Below are 17,998 nucleotides of genomic sequence, written 5' to 3'. Positions count from 1 at the left end.
CCGTTCTCCGGAGCCTGGCTCGGGTGCCGAGCGATTATACTGCCGGCCTGGCGTGTCCTGAAGGCGCCGCACGCGGACGTGGCGAAAACCACCCTGATCGGCTACGCTGACGGTCATGAGCGATATCAACCGACGTGCGTTTCTCGCAGCCGGCGCCGCAGTCGCGGCGCCGCTTGTCCTTCCGCTTACCGCTGCAGGCGCGTCCGGCGCCAGCGCGAGGCGGGGGCGCGGCGGGCCGATCGCCATCAGCAGCGGCAACGGACTGCGGGCCGTGATCAAAGCCATGGAGGAGATGAACGGCGGGGCTGATCCCGTGGACGCGGTCGTCGCGGGGGTGGCGATCGTCGAAGACGATCCGGAGGACATGAGCGTCGGCTACGGCGGCCTGCCCAACGAAGACGGCGTGGTTCAACTCGACGCATCCGTCATGCACGGCCCGTCGCACAAGGCCGGCGCCGTCGCCGCGCTCGAGAACATCCGCAACCCGGCGCAGGTGGCGCTCAAGGTACTGCGGCGGACTGATCACGTCCTGCTCGTCGGGGCCGGCGCGCTGCAGTTCGCCAGTGCGCATGGCTTCAAGGAAGAGGACCTCCTCACGGAGAAGGCCCGCGAGGCCTGGCTCAAGTGGAAGGAGAACCTCAACACCGATGACGACTGGCTCAACGACGAGCAGCACGTCGATCGCGACGCCCGCGCGCAGCGTGCAGAGGAACTCGGCATCCCGTGGCACTACGGCACGATTCACTGCGCGGCGCTCAACGCCGCGGGCGACATCTCCGCCTGCACGACCACCAGTGGGCTGAGTTACAAGATCCCGGGCCGCGTGGGCGATTCACCCATCGTCGGCGCCGGCATGTTCGTAGATAACGAAGTGGGGGCGGCGGGCGCCACAGGCCGCGGCGAAGCGGTCATCCAGTCCTGCGGGGCGTTCCAGACGGTACAGCACATGGCCGCCGGTCTCGAACCCGAGCAGGCCTGCCTCAAGACGCTCAAGTGGATCGCGGACCACACGAAGCGCCGCTCGCTGCTCACAGCTGCCGGCCGGCCGAACTTCAACGTGACGATGTACGCGCTGCGCAAGGACGGGCTGTGGGGCAGCGCATCAATGCTCAAGGGCGGCTCGTTCACCATCCACGACGGGACCGAAGCTCGCCGCATGGCCAGCCCGGCGCTGTTTGAATGAGTGCCGCTATGCCAGAGGCAGTCCAATCGGCGTCGCCGATGATCGTCGTCGAACACCTGAGCAAGTCCTTTGGCTCGCTCAAGGCCGTCGATGCGGTTTCGTTTGAAGTGCGGCGCGGCGAGACGTTCGGCCTTCTCGGCCCCAACGGCGCCGGCAAGTCCACCGCGATCAGCATCATCGTCGGCGCCTTGCGGGGTGACAGCGGCACAGTGGTGATCGACGGACGCGACATCCGCGAGGGCGCCGCCGTCCGCCGTCTTATCGGCATCGCCCCGCAGTCGGTGGCGCTTTACGAGGTGCTGTCAGCCGAGCGCAATCTGCGGTTCTTCGGTTCGCTCTACGGCCTGGCGGGCGATGAACTGGCCAGCCGCGTGGACGGGGCGCTTCGATTTGCGCAACTCGAAGACCGTCGCCGCGATCTCGTGCGCACCTTTTCGGGCGGCATGAAGCGCCGCCTCAACATGGCCTGCGCCCTCGTGCACGATCCGCAGATCATTCTCTTTGACGAGCCGACCGTTGGCGTCGATCCCCAGTCGCGCAATCACATCTTCGAGTGCATCGAGCAGCTCAAGGCCGACGGCCGCACCATCATCTACACCACGCATTACATGGAAGAGGCCCAGCGCCTCTGCGACCGCATCGCCATCATGGATCACGGCAGGCTTCTGGCGCTCGACACGCTCGACGGATTGCTTGGAGAGCATGGCGGCGCTGCGGTGGTCACGGCTGATCTCGTCCGGGCGCCGGCCGACGCGTCCCTCCTGCCTGCGACGCTGGACGGCTTGCACCTGCGATTCGAATCGCGCCAGCCGCTCGAAGACGTCAGCCGGCTGGCAACCGGCGGCATCGCGTTCGCCACGCTCAACGTCGCGCGGCCGGACCTTGAATCCGTGTTTCTCTCGCTCACAGGAAGGAGCCTGCGGGACTGATGCGCACGATCTGGCTCATGGCTCTGAAGGATCTCAAGGTCGTCCGCCACGACAAGGTCGGCCTGTTCTTCATTCTCGGCTTTCCGGTGCTGATGGGCGTGCTCTTCGGGTTCATCAGTGCATCATTCTCCGGCGGCAGCGAAAGCGTGCAACTCGAGATTGCCGTGGTCGACACCGACCAGAGCGGGATGTCGCACCGCTTCGTCGAGGCGCTCAAGGATTCCGGCAGCGTCACCCTGCGCCCGCCGCCCGACGCCGCCGCTTCGGTCGAAGCTCAGCGCGAGCAGGCGATCAACGACATCCGCAAAGGCAAGCTTCTCGCATTCATCGGTCTTCCCGAGGGTTTCGGCGAGACGGCTGGCATCATGTGGATGGAAGGCCCCGCCATCGAAGTGGGCGTCGATCCATCCCGATCTGCAGAATCGGGCATGATACAGGGCATCATCATGCAGGCGATGGGCGAACTCATTGCCGACCGCTTTGCCGATCCCGCATCCATGCGCCCGATGATCGAGCAATCGCGCCGGGAGATCCTCGAGAATGACGACGTCAATCCGGCGACAAAAGCGATACTCGGCGGTTTCATGGGCACTCTCGACGCCTTCATGGGTTCGCTCGATGAACTCAATGCCGATCTTGACGAAGCCGGCGAGAGCGGCGGCCGACCATCGATGCAACTGGCCAACATCCAGACGATCGACGTTACCGCGCCCAAAGACCCCGGCGATCTCGCTTCGCGCATCCGCAGCCCATGGGATGTGAGTTTCCCTTCGGCCATCCTCTGGGGTGTGCTTGGCTGCGCGGCGACATTTGCCGTCACCATGGTGCGCGAGCGATCGCAGGGGACGTTCTACCGCCTGCGCGTCGCTCCGATCACGAGGGGCCAGATTCTGGCGGGCAAGGGGCTCGCCTGTTTCATCGCCGTCGTCCTGGTGAACGCGGTGATGGTCGCGCTGGGTTACGCGCTGGGCATGCGGCCCAACAGCATCGTCCTTCTCGTGATCGGCATCGCCAGCCTTGCCTTCTGCGTCGTCGGCATCATGATGCTCATGAGCGTGATCGGCCGCAGCGAAGAGGCCGTGTCGGGCGCGGCATGGGGGGCCAACGTGCTCATGGCTATGTTCGGCGGCGGGATGATTCCGCTCGCGTTCATGCCCTCGTTCATGAAGACGCTCAGCCAGTTCAGCCCGATGAGTTGGGGCGTGCTGGCGCTCGAAGGGGCGATCTGGCGCGGCTTCTCGCTGGCCGAGATGCTCCTGCCTTGCGCGATCCTCATCACCGTCGGCCTGGCGGGCACTGCGATGGGGGTGATGATCCTCAGCCGCGCCACCGATTGACGAAGGGCTTCGCTCTCAAGCCGAGACCAAGGCTCGGCGCCGCCTCGGGTCCTCTTCCGCGCTGACTCGCGCCGCATACACTCCGCCGCATGCATCTCTTGAGCACCTTCGAGATCATCGCTGTCCTCCTGACGCTCGCCGCGGTCTTCGGCTACGTCAACCACCGGTTTCTGCGGTTGCCGACCACGATCGGCCTCATGATCCTTGCGATGCTCCTGTCGGTCGGTCTCATCGGCGCGGGGCACGTCTTCCCGTCGGTGCGCGAGACTGCCGATCGCATCATGCAGTCGGTTGACTTCGACAACACCCTGCTGCACGGCATGCTCGGTTATCTCCTCTTTGCCGGCGCGCTGCACATCGATCTCAGCAGCCTGCGCCGGCACACGACCGTGATCGCCGTCCTCGCCACCTTTGGCGTGGTGCTGTCCACGGCGATCGTCGGCGGCGCGGTGTGGGTGATCGCACAGATGCTTGGTCTGCCCATTGGGTTCATTCACTGCCTGCTCTTTGGCGCCTTGATCTCGCCGACGGACCCGATTGCCGTGCTGTCGATTCTCAAGAGCCTGCATGCGCCGGATGATCTCAAGACGCAGATTGCGGGCGAGTCACTCTTCAACGACGGCGTGGGCGTGGTCGTATTTCTCGCGCTGCTCGGCTTCGCCGGCGCCGGCCACGGGGAGGATGCGACGAGCGCCTCGACCATCCTCATGCTCTTTGTGAAGGAAGCCGTGGGCGGCGCGGTGTTCGGACTGGGCGTGGGGCTGATCGCCTACCGCATGCTCAAAGACATCGACAACTATCAGGTGGAAGTGCTCATCTCGCTGGCGCTGGTCACCGGCGGCTACGCGCTGGCCGACGCCGTGCACATCTCCGGCCCCATCGCCATGGTCGTCGCGGGACTGCTCATCGGCAACCACGGGCGCGCGTTTGCCATGTCCGAAACGACGCGACAGCATCTCGATACCTTCTGGGAACTCATCGACGAGATCCTCAACGCCGTGCTCTTCGTGGTCATCGGCCTCGAAGTGCTCCTGCTGGCCATCGAGACGCGCTACGTAGAGGCGGGTCTGCTCGCCATCCCGGTCGTGCTGTTGGCCCGGTTCATCTCCGTGGGCCTTCCCTTCGCGATTCTGCCGCTCAAGCACAAGCGCGTGCCGCACGCCGTGAAACTGATGACGTGGGGCGGGCTGCGCGGCGGCATTTCCGTCGCTCTGGCCCTCTCGCTTCGCGAAGAACTTGGCGAGCACGCCGACCGCAGCGTCTCCGACGCCATTCTCGTCATGACCTACGTCGTCGTGGTCTTCTCGATCGTCGTCCAGGGCCTGACCATCTCCCGGCTGCTGCGCCGCTGGGTCGCCCCGGTGGCAACTCCAGTCGCATCAGGCCATTAGCGACGCGGTGGCACAACCGAAACCCACCGCCGTCTGATCGCGGAACAAGGTGAATTTCCTGATTTCAGCTGCGCCAGGTCTGGTATAGTGATGGCACCATGAACCACACTCCACGCTCCCTCACGCGCCGCCAGTTCCTGCAGACTTCCGCCGCCGCGACCGCCTGGGCGATGACCGCTTCGTCCTACGGCCGGGTGCTCGGCTCCAACGCCCGGCTCAACGTCGCCTTCATCGGCGTCGGCGGCATCGCCAGCGGCGAGCACATCCCGCCGCTGCACAAGCTCGGCGCCATGTGTCCGTGTTTCACCGACGTTGACAGGACGCGCTGGAAGCCCGCGACTGAGAAATGGTCCGACGCCACAGGCTACACCGACTACCGAAAGATGTTCGACAAGCAGCACAAGGACATCGATGCGGTGATGGTGGGCACGCCGGATCATCATCACTTCCCCGCGACAATGATTGCCATGAGCCTGGGCAAGCACGTCTACACCCAAAAGCCCCTCACCCACACTCCGTGGGAAGCCCGGCAACTCACGCTTGCGCAGAAGAAATACAAGCTCGCCACGCAGATGGGCAACCAGGGCCACGCCAGCGATTCGTTGCGCGTGACCATCGACTACCTCCGCGGCGGGGCCATCGGCGACCTGCAGGAAGCGCACGTGTGGACCGATCGCCCGTGGTGGCGCCAAGGCATGCAACGCCCGGATGGCGCGGAGGAGATTCCCGCCACCATGGATTGGGATTCGTGGATCGGACCAGCGCCCGAGCGGCCCTATCGCCACAACCCCGCCGACGGCTGGGGCGGCCTGTATCACCCGTTCAACTGGCGCGGCTGGTGGGACTTCGGCTGCGGTGCGCTGGGCGACATGGCCTGCCACGAGGTCGATCCCGTCTACTGGGCCATGAACCCCGGCTATCCAGCGGCCATCGAACTCGTTGGCGGCGAACCCTTCGGCAATGCCGAGATGTACGGCAAGGCCAGCATCGTGCGCTTCGACTTCCCGGCCGTGGGCGCGCGGCCCGCATTCAAACTCTTCTGGTATGACGGCGGCAACCGGCCGCAACGCCCCGAAGAACTCGCCGCCGAACACGAGTGGACCAAGGAAGGCGCGCTCTATTTCGGCACCAAGGGCAAGATGGTCGCGCTGAACGACCCGCGCAACGCGCCCATGCTCCTCCCCGCCGAGCGCCACGCCGAATTCGGCACGCCAAAGCAGCAGATCGAGCGCTCGGCCGAGGGCCATCACAAGGAGTGGTACCTCGCGTGCATCGAGGAGAAGCCGTACGACTTCCCCAAGAGCAACTTCGCTTACGCGGGCCCATTCAGCGAACTCATCCTGCTCGGCTGCATCGCGCAGCGCGTCGGCGGCCGGCTCGAGTACAACCCCGAGTCGATGAAATTCACCAACAACGACGCCGCCAACGCCTTCATCAGCAAGACGTACCGCAAGGGCTGGGAGTACAAGCTCGACTGAGGCCCGGAGGTGACGGTTCTCGCAGATTCGACGCCAGGCTCTGCCCGAACTCGGCGCGGAGCCGCGCGCGATCAACTTCGACCATTCCACGCCATCCGGCGAGGTCGCCAATTGGCGGCCCATCCACTGCGCGCGAAGTTTCGCCCTTCCACGCAGCGTCGAAAATGGAGCCGAGGGGGCTCGAACCCCTAACCCCTGCCTTGCAAAGGCAGTGCTCTCCCAATTGAGCTACGGCCCCGATTTTTGAGTCCCGGGTGATTGCCCCGAAACTCGCCCACATCATAGCCGGCGGGCCCCGAAATCACCATTTGCGGCCCCGGGCTGGCAAAATGGGCTAACGCGCGGGCTGCTCGTGCGTCAGAACTCAGGTAGACCCGCCACCACCGACCCTCAGGGAGGTTGTCATGAACCGCCGCGCCCGCCTCTGCATCGCCCTGGCCCTCTCCGGCCTGCTCTTTGTACTGTTCGAGGCTGCCGCCCGCGCCTCGGGGATTCTCGTCGTCGAAGGTGCGCGGACCAACCCGCTGCGCATCGAGGATCATCTCGTGCGCATCTCCATCAGCGACCGCGTGGCTCTGACGACGGTGAACCAGACCTTCCACAACACGAGCCAGCAGCGCCTTGAAGCGACTTACATTTTTCCGATTCCCGAAGGCGCGGACCTTACCGACTTTCAGATGACCTTCAACGGCAAGATGGTTCAGGGCGAAGTCCTGCCCGCAGATCAGGCGCGCGAGATCTACGAGCGCATCGTGCGCGGCAACCGCGATCCGGGGCTCATCGAGTTCATCGGCCGGCGCCTCATGCGGGCGCGGGTCTTTCCCATCGAGCCCAACTCGACTACCGAGATCCAACTCTCGTATCAACAGGTGACCGACAGCGTCTCGGAGATGTGGCGCTACCAGTACCCGCTTCGCACACCCGGCCAGAACAGCATCGCATTCGGCACGGTGCGATTCGATGTCTCCCTCGCCTCCACCACGCCGCTGCGCGGCATCTGGTCGCCCACGCACGAGGTCGAGATCGTGCGCGATGGCGATTACAAGGCCCGCGCCGTCTTCGAGCGCAACAAGGTCAGCCTCGCCGACGACTTTGTGCTTCTCTACGACGCGCAGCAGCGCGATGTCGGCTTGTCCGTCGTCTCCTACCAGGAAGACGAGGCTTTGCCGGGCCATTTCCTGCTACTGCTGGCGCCAAAACCGATCTGGGATGACCAGGTGCAGGTGCCTCAGGACTACGTCTTCGTCGTCGATACGTCCGGCTCGATGGCCAGCGACGGCAAGATCGACCAGGCGAAGCAGGCGCTCAACTACTGCATCGAGCGGCTCGAAGATGGTGATCGCTTCTCCGTCGTGCGCTTCTCCACGGGCTTTGACACGATCTTCCCGAAACTGCAGGAGGCTGACAAAGCGAGTAAAGCCGAAGCGCGCCACCGCGTGGAGAAGTTCAAGCCTTCGGGCGGCACGAACATCAATGATGCGCTCAAAGCGGCGCTCGAAATGCGGGACCCCGAATCCAGGGAACGCCCCTTTGTGCTCGTCTTCATCACTGACGGCAAGGGTGATCAGGCGAGGCAGATCGTCGAAGACATGTTCGCGCGCGAAACCAAGGACTTCCGCGAGAACATCCGTCTGTTCCCCTTCGGCGTCGGCCACGATGTAAACACCGAACTGCTCGATGCCCTCGCCACGGGCTACGGCGGCATTCCGACCTACGTTCAGCCGGGCGAGAATCTCGAGCACAGTCTGGGCGACTTCTTCGCGGTGTTCAGCGAACCCGTGCTGACGGACCTGCATCTCGATCTGCCTGATCTGGTCGTTACGGAGCAGTATCCGCCGAGCATCGGCGATCTTTACAATGGGCGCCAGATCTTGCTCTCGGGCCAGTTCGAGAAGTCGGTAACGGGCCCCGTCACACTCAAGGCCAAGCGAGGCGACAAGGAACTCGTCTACACCTGGCCGCAGGTCTCGTTTGAGCCGACTGAGGACGCGACCTACGTGCCTCGCATCTGGGCCGGGCGCAAGATCGCCTACCTGATCGACCGCATCCGGCTCGACGGTGAATCGAGCGAGATGGTGCGCGAGATCATCGATCTGTCCACGAAGTACAGCCTGCAGACGCCGTACTCGAGCTGGCTCGTGGCGCCGGAACTTGAGGATCGGCTGGGCGTGGCGCGCCGCTTCGGCCGTGGCTTCGAGGGAGGCGGGGGATTTGAAGGCGGCGGCCTCGACGCGCAGCGCGATCTGGCGATCCCTGCCGATCGCCTGCGGCGCTCGCTCGACGAGAGCGAAGCACTGGAGGAAGCGCGGAAGGCCGCCCCGGCCGCCGGCGGATTCGAGGGCGCAGCCACGGGGCGCGAAGGCGGAGCAGTCGGCCGCGGCCAAGCCATGCCGTCCGAAGCCGCCGGGGAGGATGCCTTCTACTTCGCCGCCGGCCAGGCCCGCGCCCGCGAAGCGACGACACTCGAAGAGCAGTCCGCAGACATGCGCGCCATGGCGGTTCGCCGCATCAACGGCCGCAACTACGTCTTCGTCTCCGGCTACTACGTCGATTCCGCGCTCACCGAAGAGACGAAGCTGACCGAACTCGAGTTCGGCTCCGACGGCTACTTCGATCTCATCGCGATGCGGCCCGATCTGCGCAAGGCCCTCGCCGCCGGCCGCTTCATGGTCGTCATGGTTGATCCGAACAACGCGATCGTCATTCGACAGGAAGACGGCGTCAAGTCGCTCACGGACGAACTCAAGGCGATCATCCAGGCCGGCGCGCCCAAGAAGTAGAGGCGCGGCCGGCGCCGTCTCTCAGCCCGGCGTCTGCCCGAGAGACACAGGGGCTACATTCATGTTGACCCGGTCGCGCATGAAGTTGCGCAGCACGCGCGAGGTGTACTGGCGGGAGGCGAGCGTGAGCGAGACGATAGTGATCGAAAACGCGAGAGCCGCCAGGTTGATCATCGAACTGGCGATAGTCGCAAGCACGGCACGCGCGCCCTCGGCGCTGGCCCCGAAGAGTCGCGGCCAGTGCTCCTGCATCGCCTGCGGGTCGAGGCGATGATCCACCTCGATGAACACCTGCGCGAGAATAACGGTGCTGAGCACGAGCAGCCCCGGCACAAACCACAGGCTCGTGCGCAGCGCTTCCCAGAACACGCGAAGGTGTCGCATCCAGTGAACCTTCCTGTCTGCAGCCTCGCCGGCTGAAAGCCGCAGGGCGTGCCGCGCCCGCAGTTCTAGCCGTGTCGAAAAACTCCGTTGCCCAAAGGGGCGCCAGCGCCGGCGTGCCTGCGCAGAGCCCGCCCCTGCCAAGGCAGGGGCAGGTCTCCACGAGCCCGCAAGCAGCGCACCCTGTGCGCCGCAAAAGTCAGATTCGGGCAACAGACCCGAAAGGTGATCGTACCGGCGAAGTGAACCCTCAACATGAGGCGATTGCCGCACCAGGGCCGCGGTCTGGGGCGGTTCTGTTGACGATGAGCCGGGAAGTTGCCTCTCAACTCTGAAAGCGCGTAGCCACGGGTGAAACGCAGCGGAACGGCGGCGCGGCGGTTCCTGTAGCAGAGGTGCTCTCTGCCGCGTGGAGCGCATCTTGCCTTGGTTCGAAGATCAAGGAGTCGTCGCGACCGTATTCCTCGCGGCATATCCTGCCGGGGCAATTGCCCATGTTGAATGGCCAAGCAGGATCAGCAGGTGCACCGCCGCTTCCATCCCGTCTTGTCAGCCCTGGTTGGAGTCATCGTCACGCTCGTGGTGGCATATGGATGCCGCATTCAGGATCCGGCCATCCGATCGCCCAATCCGCAATACTCAATCGAGACAACTCCTCAGGGGGATCAGTTGAAGAGCCTGCAGTCCGGGTTCGGCCGCTGCCGCGTGTTCATAACAGACGGTTGGGAATGGACGAGCGAAACCGGGGTGGGATGGGTAAATGCTACTCGATCCATTGGTGGTACAACATGGATCGGGGCAGAACCACCAATAGGTAAGGATCAAAGCACCGCACGGGGCCGCAGCTGGATCAGTGAATCCACCAGTACCGAGGAGTTTCACTACGGTTGGCCGCTCGCAGCGGTATGGGCCGGGAGGAGGACGCAACATGGGCTTCAGGGGCCGTTCGAGCAAACTGATTTCCTAGGTTGGAGTGTCCAGCGCGCCGGTGCTCCTGACGAGGTGCCTTTCCCAATGCGGATCAATCCGGTAGGATTCATAGTCGACAGTGCTCTGTACGCCATCGTGTCCAGCCTGATCTTCTTGGGCCTCAGTCAGTGCCGTCGCTCAGCGCGCCGACAACGGCAGCGGTGCACAGAGTGCGGATATCCTCGCCGGGGTCTGAGCGCTGCTGCGTTCTGTCCCGAGTGCGGAGAGCCCTCTCCATCGTCGGTAGTTCGAAACCTCGATCGCCGACTTGTCTAAGTCTTCAGCGCCATGCGCAGAGAGTGCCGCGCGAACGGTCCGGACCGCCGCCGCGTCGCAGCCCCGAAGGCGAAAATGTGATCTGCGACCCCGGCGGGGGCAGGAGATTTCTCCGCACCCCGCGCATGCAGGACGCCGGACCCGTTATAATTCACACCTGCATGAAGATCGTCGACTATCACGGCGAACTGTCAGTTCGATCGATTGCTCCGCTGGTCGAGTGGGCCATGGGTCGATGCACTGCGTTCACAGTGATTGCTCGTCTGGACGAGATCGAAAGCGCTGAGCGGATCCTCAGTCCATTGATGAGCGATCTGATAGAACGCCGCAGGACCAACGTCTGGCCGGGCACAAGGTCAGCACAATTTGTCGAGCTTTTCAAGTTCGAATTGAGTGATCGTGCCAAGCCATTCCTGCTTGCCGATTTGTTCCCGACCGTGATCGCGGCTGAACTTCCCGGACCTGACGATGGGGTGCCATGGCCTCCCGTCGAAGACCTGAGTCTTCTGCGAAGCGATGGCCGGCCGATGCTCATCACGATCACGCACGAATACGATGTCTACCTCAAGCTGAGTCCGGATGAGTTCGCCGCGCTTAGAAGCGAGGTCGGGGGTGAGAATTTGTCTACCTCGAGCGAAGATTGCTTGCCGGATGAGCAGTACTGATCAAGTGACGTGTGGCGTAGCCACGGGGGCAGCGCAGCCGCGCCCGCGGCGCAGCGGAACCCGTGGATGTCGTTAGGAAACGAATCAAGCTCCGAAGGGGCGAAAGAAGCCACCGGTGCGCGTCGCGCACAGACGATTCGGACGCCCCTGCCGCCCCTGCCGGGGCTTTGTCCAAGCGCGCACTCGATTCCACGGGTTCCGCTCGCTGCGCATCGCTCCACCCGTGGCTACGCTGTTGCGCCCCTCCGGGGCGTGGTAAACCAACCCCTTCCGCAACGCGGCGAAGACGCGAGTCAGTCGCGAAAGTATCGGGCGACGTCATAGTTTGCGATACTCATCGCGAGAGCGAGAGCCGAGATGCCGTGTTTGTTGGGACGGTGCCGATCCGCGCCGGCGTCGAGCAGCAACTGGATCATTTCGCCGCGTCCGCGCGATTCAAACGTCGCCCGGCAGAGGGGGGTATTGCCATGCTCATCTTCGGCATCGACAACGGCGCCGTGCTCGATCAGCGCCGCCGCTTTCAGCAGATCGTGTCGTTGGGCCGCGAAATGGAGAGCGGTCCAGCCGCGCATGTCGCTTGCGTTGACATCGGCGCCGAAGGTCAGCAAGAGCGAGAAGATTTCATCCGCCCGTGGCAGCATTGGGAAGCTGGTGGCGAGCAGGAGCGCGGTGCGACCGCTTCTTGATTCCCGTTCATTTGGATCGGCGCCCACCTCGAGAAGTTGCCGAATGCCCGGGACATCATCGCGGTAGCAGCACTCGATCATCGACTTCGTCATGTCGTGACTGTACGAACCGGGCGTGGCAATATCTTCCTCGCCTAAACCCCAAGCACCTTCCGCACCGCGGCGACCACGCGGTCGTGTAGCAGGCATTGGTCACCACGACTCAGCGATCGCCTGGAAGAGATCGATTGCTCTCTGCACTCAGCGCAGGTGCTCCAGTCGGAAGACCAGTTTGTCGAAGTCGGCCTCGAAGCCAACGTCATTGCACCGGTACAGCCGACCGTTGGGCAGCTCCTCGGCGAGCATACCGGAAGCCCACATCTGTGATTGACGCCGACCCTGCTCCTCCCAGATGTTGTAGAGATGCAGGTGGCCGCTCTGAGTCCGACACTCAATCAGCACCTCATCCGGTGCGGTGTCCTGCCACAGCACGGCGCTCGGACACAACTGATTCTCGATGCGAATGCCGCCGTCGGTCCGCAGCCATACCCCCTGACGCCACGGCGACTTCACGCCCTCAAACGTCAGACGAAGCGTCTCGCCGTCACGCACTTCAACGCAATCGATCTTGATGACGTCCGCTCGGCCGCGCTCTGCCCACGCCTTACTCATCGTGCGACTTGGAGGGAGTTGGAATGAGGCCATGCACGGGATCGTATCCCGCGGCCGAGACCGGTCGAGCGAGTCTCAGGAACCGCATCGCGCCCCGGCGATGGCTAAAGAGACTCCCGGTGCGCCTCCATCGCTCCGTGCGGGCCCTCTCTCGAATCTCGACCTGACCACGGGTTCCACTCGCTGCGCATCGCTCCACCCGTGGCTACGCTGTTGCGCCCCTCCGGGGCACTCGAACCGCTTCGGCCTGTTGTAGACCGGAGTCAAGGCGCTGCGCAGACCCGACGCGTGGACTACGATGGCGCTTTGGATATCGACACTTCGTCGGGGGCTAAGTATGTCGGCCAACGCTGCAGAGTTACCCTGTCCGATCTGCGGATATGACTGTCGTGCCGTCGAGAGGCCAACTTGTTCAGAGTGCGGCGCAACGCTGAAGGCGACGTTGTCCTCCCCAAACATGCTCGTCACAGGGCCGTGGCAGTTACGACTGCTCATCTGTGCCTCAGCCATGCTGCTCGCCACCATAGTCTTAGGAATGCTGGCTGTAGATGTCTCCAGACAGCGCGTTGCGCTTCAGGTGGGGCTGGTGCAACAGAACATGTCGGATTTGCAGGACTACCGGATGAAGACCATCAAGTGGTGGAATGACGTAAAGAATGGCAGAGATCCCGGCCTCGCGCCCAAGGCCCCTGTGCTGGCAAACGGTTCCGTACAAGACGACGTCGTCCAACTCTGGAAGACAGCCATTCGCAATGCGGGCGCGGTGCTGTTTTTGCTGGCGATGGCCGGATTAGCTGCGCTTGCGGTGCTGTGGATTTCCGAGGTGCAGCAACGCCGCCCAGTTGCCACCAAAGCGGTGCGCGCGGTCAGCGGGTTGGTGTATCTCTACGCCGCACTTGCTCTCTTGATTGCCAGCATTGGAATCGGCGAGTTCTTCTTGACCTGAAGCGTCGAATGGTAGTTTGCGGACTAAACCCCAAGCACCTTTCGCACCGCCGCGATCACCCGATCGTGCAGCAGGCCGTTGGTGACCACGACCCCCATGTTGTCGCGCAGCGTGCGGCCGAGTGAGAAGTCCAGTTCGTTGCCGCGCACGTCCGTCGCGCGGCCGCCGGCTTCGCGGATCACGATGCAGCCTGCCGCGTGGTCCCAGATCTTCTCCTCGTAGCCCTTCTTCGTCGGCAGGCGGAGGTAGATCGATGCGTCGCCGCGCGATACCGCCGCATACTTGCACTGGCTGTCGATGCGATAGGGGGGCCCGCTGATGCCGAGCAGTTCAGCGACCTTGGCCGAGTCGTCCTGCGCCGAGTGAGCCGACTCGACCGACTCACAGAAGCTCGCCTTGCTCGGATCGCTGATGCTCGTCACGTGAACCTTGTGCTCCGTCGGATCGTCGAGTGTCCGCATCGTTGCGCCCTGACCCTGCACGGCGATGAACAGGCAGCCGGCCGGCCCGTTGGGCTTCTTGCCATCATGGGGCAGACTCGGGCATCCCAGCACGCCGAGCACCACCTTGCCATGTTCGATCAGCGACAGTGCCACGGCGTACTGATCGTTGCGCAGGAATCCCTTCGTGCCATCGATCGGGTCGAGCGTCCAGTGGCGACCCTTGGGGCCACCTTCGTACATGCCGCGATCGATGGAATCGAGGATCGCCGCTTCGGTCATCGACGGCGCGACCTTCTGCACGCTGGCGACGACCTTGCGACGCAGTTCAGCCCCCTCATCGCCCCGCAGGGCCGCCGCGTCTTCCTCACCCACGAGCGGATCGTTGGGAAACGCCTTGCGCAGCTGGCTCGCGACGACTGCCTGGGCGCCGAAGTCCGCCACCGTCACCGGCGACTTGTCCTTCTTGGCCATGGTCTCTTCGGAGATCAGCGTCGCCTGGACGGTTTTGCACAGGTGGCATGCGTCGAGGACGGCATTGACGGCGGCCTGGCGTTCGGCAGCGTACTTCATGATTGGTCTTTCGGGTCAAAGGGCTCTGGAATGGAGAGCGATCCTTGACGGCCGGTCGTGCGGCTTCAAGACTGGAGTTCACCCGAAACGCAAGTTTCGGCCGAACGCAAGCCGATAAGCCATCGGATGTTGACGCCGCGCCGCCTGATCATCTCCGACGGATCGCTGCCTGCTCTGGCCGCCCTGGCCCTGCAGGATCGGCCCGACCAGGCGGTGCTGTGGGTTCCTGCGATGGGTCAGGTCGCCGCCCCGCGCCGCCTGGCCGCCGTCGCTCGCCAGGCGGAGCACTTCGGCATCGACCGGCCCGTCGGCCCGGGCGCTGCGCGCATCGCCGCCGAGGACGGTTCGGGCCGCTCGACGGCGTCGGCTCTTGACGAGGCGGGCGTGCTGCTCGCCGCGCTCTCCACGGCCCGCCTGCTGCGCTGCAGCCGGCTCGTCTGGCCCTGCCAGGCCGGCATGGACCTCGATCGCATGGCGGTGCTGCACGAGGTGACGATGTGCGCCGCGCATCTCGCTGATCTTGATGCCAGCCCCACGCGGCCGGCGCCGGAGATCCGCACGCCGGTTCTCGACTGCACGGATGAGCAGATTGTCGATCTCATCGCGGGCAGCGGCGTTCCGACCACGCTGGCATGGTGGTGCGATCATGACACCCAGCGGCCCTGCGGCGGATGCGACAGTTGCCGGCGATGGGAAAGCGCGCTGCGCGCCACCGCGCCGGCGTGAACGTGAGTGAACGAGAAGAGCTCAGATGGGTCGGCGCGACGGCGGCTCGGCCATCGCGGGTTCGGGCTGAGGCCGCGCGGCCACGAATGGATCGGGCGGATTGAGAATCGGACCCGTCGCCGGCTTCTTGAGCGTCGATTCGAGCGCTCCGCCGATGCGGCCCGCGCCCATCAGGCTGCCGGCCTTGCGATTGCTCGCCTCGGCTTCAATCGCCAGCTCTTCGGCGGTCGGTCCGGTGGAGACGATGCCTGTTTCGATGCCCGAGGCGAAGCGCAGGCCGATCAACGTCGTTGCGCACAGGGCCGCGACGGGCAGCAGAAAGAACCTGCTGTAGAACAGCAGTCCGGGCATGGCGTCTGCGGCGCCCGCCCCGTAGGCATCGCTCGCGGCCGCCATCATGTCGTAGGTGGTGAAGATGCCACTGAACGGAAACTCGCTTGCCAGGCGCTGCCAAGGCAGGCACAGGGCCAGCAGCGCCATCGACCACGCCTGCGCCGAGACGACGCGGCGGATACCGAAGACCTGCGCGCCCGCGGACACGACCGTGCCTACGGCCAACTGCACACACAGCGCAAGACACCCGGCAATGCCGGCGACCAGCGCCAACTGGTGTTGCAGGCGGAACCAGATGTTGAAGCGGCTGGCGGACTGGTTCACCTCCGGCGCCGGTTCATTCTTGGGGATCTCAGGCTCTTCAACGGGCGCGGGCTCGACGCCCGTCAGAGAGCGAACCTCGCCGCGCGGCTGTCGAGTCTTCTTCACGACGGTCGGCTGGTACTCTGCGGCCGTCGGCTGAATCCGGTCCACGCGCAGGTCGGTGTAGTTGACCAGCGCCCACGTGAGCACCTGCACGAACAGCGCCAGGCCGACGACCCAGGCGCAGACCGTCACGCTCAGGCGGATGTGCCGCAGAGCGGGCGAGGCGTGCGGAGTCTGAATCTGGGGACGGCTTTCCATCAGGTGCTTCCCGGGCCGGCGCTATCGAAGATTCTCTCGGTCCTATCGGCCATTCTGGGCCGGGGCTGAGGCGCCGGGCCGGGATTCAATCCAGCTTCGGCCGCACGACTCGCAGAGCAGGTGGTTGGCGAGGCTCGGTCGGGGGGACGCCGCGTTTTCGGACCTGCCATCCACGATCGCGCGCCCCGCGGCATATGCTCTGGAGCCGGTCGCTCCATGTCTGATACCCCGCTTCCATCCCGTCTCGAAGAATCTGCTGAACTCGGCGCCGACGCGTACGGGTTTGACCCAGGATGGATCGCCGCGTTGATTCATGGCGAGGTCCGGCTCGATCGCGACATGGCCATGCGGATTCTCGAGACGGTTCCGCTGTTCACGCTCGGTCGGTGGGCGGATGCGCGCTGCCGCGTCTTGCACGGCAACAGCGTCCGCACCTACGTCATCGACCGCAATATCAACTACACCAACGTCTGCACGGCCCACTGCACCTTTTGCGCGTTCCGGCGCGACGGCGACGAGGATGATGCGTACACACTCTCGCGCGAGCAGATCAGCGCCAAGATCGCCGAACTGGAAGCGATCGGAGGCACGCAGATCCTCATGCAGGGCGGGATGAATCCCGAGTTGCCGCTTTCCTGGTACGAAGACCTTCTCAGCGGCATCAAGGCTGACTTTCCGCACATCCACATTCATGCCTTCAGCCCGCCCGAGTTCATCGAGTTCGTTCGCTTCTTCGATCCGCCCGGCGACGACCTCGAGGCGAAACTCTTGTACGTGTTTGAACGCCTCCGCAAGGCGGGGCTCGATTCACTGCCCGGCGGGGGAGGGGAGATCTTCGCCCTGCCGGTGCGCCGCAAAATCGGGCTGGGCAAGTGCACGGCCCAGGAGTGGCTGACCGTCATGCGCGTCGCCCACCGCATGGGCATGTACACGAGTGCCACGATGATGTTCGGCCATATCGAGGGCCGGGCCGACCGGATCGACCACATGGACCTCGTGCGCACCTGGCAGGACCGATCGATCAACGACTTTGCCCGCAGCGGCGGCGGGCGCTACAAGGCGTTTATCTCCTGGCCGTTCCAGCGAGAGAACACGCCGCTGGGTCGCCTGCCGGAGTGGGATGCAGCCGACGGGGCCGAGTTCCCCGGCGATGCCGTCGCGGCGGGGCGAAACAGCGACCGCTTTGGCAAGGTCGTGCGCATGGCCGGGGCGAGCGAGTATCTGCGCACGCAGGCGATCAGCCGGCTGTATCTTGACAACGTGTACTCGATCGGCGCCAGCTGGGTGACGATGGGGCCGCACATCGGCCAGGTGGCGCTGCATTTCGGGGCGAGCGACATGGGCAGCGTGATGATGGAAGAGAACGTCGTCTCCGCCGCCGGCACGACCTACTGCCTGACCGAGGCGCTGATCTGCCGGCTCATCCGCAACGCCGGCTTCCTGCCCGCTCAGCGCGACAACGTCTACAACCTCCTGCGCGTTCACGATGGCGATGATGCGCCCGATCTGCTCGTGGCAGACTGGTCGCAGCAGCGGGCCCGGAAGCTGGCTATCGAGCGCAAGCAGGCCGTGAGCGCACCGGTGGAGGTCACGGTGTCGGCCGCTTCGGAAGAGGTCGTTGCGGATTGAC

General features: G+C 64.5%; 15 protein-coding genes and 1 tRNA gene. 10 read left to right on the top strand and 6 right to left on the bottom strand.

Features of this window, described 5'->3' with window-relative positions; genetic code table 11:
* The first annotated feature begins 115 nt into the window (after positions 1-115).
* The 5 genes from IT430_02635 (at position 116) to IT430_02615 (ending at position 6,318) form a co-directional block, all read left to right on the top strand.
* Positions 116-1,183 (top strand): N(4)-(beta-N-acetylglucosaminyl)-L-asparaginase, encoded by a 1,068-nt coding sequence (locus tag IT430_02635; GenBank protein ID MCC6906815.1) that lies wholly within the window; start codon positions 116-118, stop codon positions 1,181-1,183.
* Between the two features lie 8 nt (positions 1,184-1,191).
* Positions 1,192-2,112: an ABC transporter ATP-binding protein gene (locus IT430_02630; protein ID MCC6906814.1), complete on the top strand. Its 921-nt coding sequence runs from the start codon at positions 1,192-1,194 to the stop codon at positions 2,110-2,112.
* The gene (locus tag IT430_02625; GenBank protein MCC6906813.1) at positions 2,112-3,449 is read left to right on the top strand and encodes an ABC transporter permease; all 1,338 of its coding nucleotides are present in this window, start codon (positions 2,112-2,114) and stop codon (positions 3,447-3,449) included. The genes IT430_02630 and IT430_02625 overlap by 1 nt, the downstream gene beginning before the upstream one ends.
* Positions 3,450-3,538: 89 nt before the next feature.
* The gene (locus IT430_02620) at positions 3,539-4,840 is read left to right on the top strand and encodes a sodium:proton antiporter (GenBank protein ID MCC6906812.1); all 1,302 of its coding nucleotides are present in this window, start codon (positions 3,539-3,541) and stop codon (positions 4,838-4,840) included.
* A gap of 98 nt (positions 4,841-4,938) precedes the next feature.
* On the top strand, positions 4,939-6,318 hold the full coding sequence (locus IT430_02615) for a Gfo/Idh/MocA family oxidoreductase (GenBank protein MCC6906811.1): 1,380 nt from the start codon (positions 4,939-4,941) through the stop codon (positions 6,316-6,318).
* A 165-nt stretch (positions 6,319-6,483) separates the two neighbouring features.
* Here IT430_02615 and IT430_02610 read toward each other — a convergent pair.
* Positions 6,484-6,556, bottom strand: a tRNA-Ala gene (locus IT430_02610).
* Positions 6,557-6,722: 166 nt separating this feature from the next.
* Between IT430_02610 and IT430_02605 the strand changes: the two genes are divergently transcribed.
* Positions 6,723-9,098, top strand: a complete 2,376-nt coding sequence (locus IT430_02605) for a VWA domain-containing protein (protein MCC6906810.1) — start codon at positions 6,723-6,725, stop codon at positions 9,096-9,098.
* A 21-nt stretch (positions 9,099-9,119) separates the two neighbouring features.
* Here IT430_02605 and IT430_02600 read toward each other — a convergent pair whose 3' ends face one another.
* Positions 9,120-9,482 (bottom strand): DUF2254 domain-containing protein, encoded by a 363-nt coding sequence (locus IT430_02600; protein ID MCC6906809.1) that lies wholly within the window; start codon positions 9,480-9,482, stop codon positions 9,120-9,122.
* Positions 9,483-10,885: 1,403 nt separating this feature from the next.
* On the opposite strand from IT430_02600, the gene IT430_02595 reads away from it, so the two are divergent.
* Positions 10,886-11,389: a hypothetical protein gene (locus tag IT430_02595; protein ID MCC6906808.1), complete on the top strand. Its 504-nt coding sequence runs from the start codon at positions 10,886-10,888 to the stop codon at positions 11,387-11,389.
* A 293-nt stretch (positions 11,390-11,682) separates the two neighbouring features.
* On the opposite strand, the gene IT430_02590 is transcribed toward IT430_02595, so the two are convergent.
* Together IT430_02590 and IT430_02585 are read right to left on the bottom strand one after the other, a co-directional pair.
* Positions 11,683-12,156 (bottom strand): ankyrin repeat domain-containing protein, encoded by a 474-nt coding sequence (locus IT430_02590; protein ID MCC6906807.1) that lies wholly within the window; start codon positions 12,154-12,156, stop codon positions 11,683-11,685.
* Between the two features lie 159 nt (positions 12,157-12,315).
* Complete coding sequence (locus IT430_02585) at positions 12,316-12,759, bottom strand: hypothetical protein (protein ID MCC6906806.1); 444 nt, start codon at positions 12,757-12,759, stop codon at positions 12,316-12,318.
* Positions 12,760-13,234: 475 nt separating this feature from the next.
* On the opposite strand from IT430_02585, the gene IT430_02580 reads away from it, so the two are divergent.
* On the top strand, positions 13,235-13,672 hold the full coding sequence (locus tag IT430_02580) for a hypothetical protein (protein ID MCC6906805.1): 438 nt from the start codon (positions 13,235-13,237) through the stop codon (positions 13,670-13,672).
* 23 nt (positions 13,673-13,695) lie between these two features.
* Here IT430_02580 and IT430_02575 read toward each other — a convergent pair whose 3' ends face one another.
* Positions 13,696-14,685, bottom strand: a complete 990-nt coding sequence (locus IT430_02575) for a 3'(2'),5'-bisphosphate nucleotidase (GenBank protein MCC6906804.1) — start codon at positions 14,683-14,685, stop codon at positions 13,696-13,698.
* Positions 14,686-14,811: 126 nt separating this feature from the next.
* Between IT430_02575 and IT430_02570 the strand changes: the two genes are divergently transcribed.
* Positions 14,812-15,411 carry a 7-cyano-7-deazaguanine synthase gene (locus IT430_02570; GenBank protein MCC6906803.1) on the top strand — a complete coding sequence of 200 codons (600 nt, stop codon included), beginning with the start codon at positions 14,812-14,814 and terminating at the stop codon, positions 15,409-15,411.
* A gap of 21 nt (positions 15,412-15,432) precedes the next feature.
* Here IT430_02570 and IT430_02565 read toward each other — a convergent pair whose 3' ends face one another.
* On the bottom strand, positions 15,433-16,368 hold the full coding sequence (locus IT430_02565; GenBank protein MCC6906802.1) for a hypothetical protein: 936 nt from the start codon (positions 16,366-16,368) through the stop codon (positions 15,433-15,435).
* A gap of 216 nt (positions 16,369-16,584) precedes the next feature.
* On the opposite strand from IT430_02565, the gene IT430_02560 reads away from it, so the two are divergent.
* The gene (locus IT430_02560; protein MCC6906801.1) at positions 16,585-17,997 is read left to right on the top strand and encodes a radical SAM protein; all 1,413 of its coding nucleotides are present in this window, start codon (positions 16,585-16,587) and stop codon (positions 17,995-17,997) included.
* Position 17,998 lies beyond the last annotated feature (1 nt).

This window comes from Phycisphaerales bacterium, assembly GCA_020852515.1.
Taxonomy (GTDB): Bacteria; Planctomycetota; Phycisphaerae; order Phycisphaerales; family UBA5793; genus UBA5793.
Note: the sequence above shows the minus strand (reverse complement) of the source record. Positions and strands in the feature narration are given on the sequence as shown.

What these genes read in the sequence shown, in the direction of transcription:
- IT430_02635 (MCC6906815.1), top strand. Translation starts at nt 116, where the DNA reads ATGAGCGATATCAACCGACGTGCGTTTCTCGCAGCCGGCGCCGCAGTC.
- IT430_02630 (MCC6906814.1), top strand. Translation starts at nt 1,192, where the DNA reads ATGCCAGAGGCAGTCCAATCGGCGTCGCCGATGATCGTCGTCGAACAC.
- IT430_02625 (MCC6906813.1), top strand. Translation starts at nt 2,112, where the DNA reads ATGCGCACGATCTGGCTCATGGCTCTGAAGGATCTCAAGGTCGTCCGC.
- IT430_02620 (MCC6906812.1), top strand. Translation starts at nt 3,539, where the DNA reads ATGCATCTCTTGAGCACCTTCGAGATCATCGCTGTCCTCCTGACGCTC.
- IT430_02615 (MCC6906811.1), top strand. Translation starts at nt 4,939, where the DNA reads ATGAACCACACTCCACGCTCCCTCACGCGCCGCCAGTTCCTGCAGACT.
- IT430_02605 (MCC6906810.1), top strand. Translation starts at nt 6,723, where the DNA reads ATGAACCGCCGCGCCCGCCTCTGCATCGCCCTGGCCCTCTCCGGCCTG.
- IT430_02600 (MCC6906809.1), bottom strand. Translation starts at nt 9,482, where the DNA reads ATGCGACACCTTCGCGTGTTCTGGGAAGCGCTGCGCACGAGCCTGTGG.
- IT430_02595 (MCC6906808.1), top strand. Translation starts at nt 10,886, where the DNA reads ATGAAGATCGTCGACTATCACGGCGAACTGTCAGTTCGATCGATTGCT.
- IT430_02590 (MCC6906807.1), bottom strand. Translation starts at nt 12,156, where the DNA reads ATGATCGAGTGCTGCTACCGCGATGATGTCCCGGGCATTCGGCAACTT.
- IT430_02585 (MCC6906806.1), bottom strand. Translation starts at nt 12,759, where the DNA reads ATGGCCTCATTCCAACTCCCTCCAAGTCGCACGATGAGTAAGGCGTGG.
- IT430_02580 (MCC6906805.1), top strand. Translation starts at nt 13,235, where the DNA reads ATGCTGCTCGCCACCATAGTCTTAGGAATGCTGGCTGTAGATGTCTCC.
- IT430_02575 (MCC6906804.1), bottom strand. Translation starts at nt 14,685, where the DNA reads ATGAAGTACGCTGCCGAACGCCAGGCCGCCGTCAATGCCGTCCTCGAC.
- IT430_02570 (MCC6906803.1), top strand. Translation starts at nt 14,812, where the DNA reads ATGTTGACGCCGCGCCGCCTGATCATCTCCGACGGATCGCTGCCTGCT.
- IT430_02565 (MCC6906802.1), bottom strand. Translation starts at nt 16,368, where the DNA reads ATGGAAAGCCGTCCCCAGATTCAGACTCCGCACGCCTCGCCCGCTCTG.
- IT430_02560 (MCC6906801.1), top strand. Translation starts at nt 16,585, where the DNA reads ATGTCTGATACCCCGCTTCCATCCCGTCTCGAAGAATCTGCTGAACTC.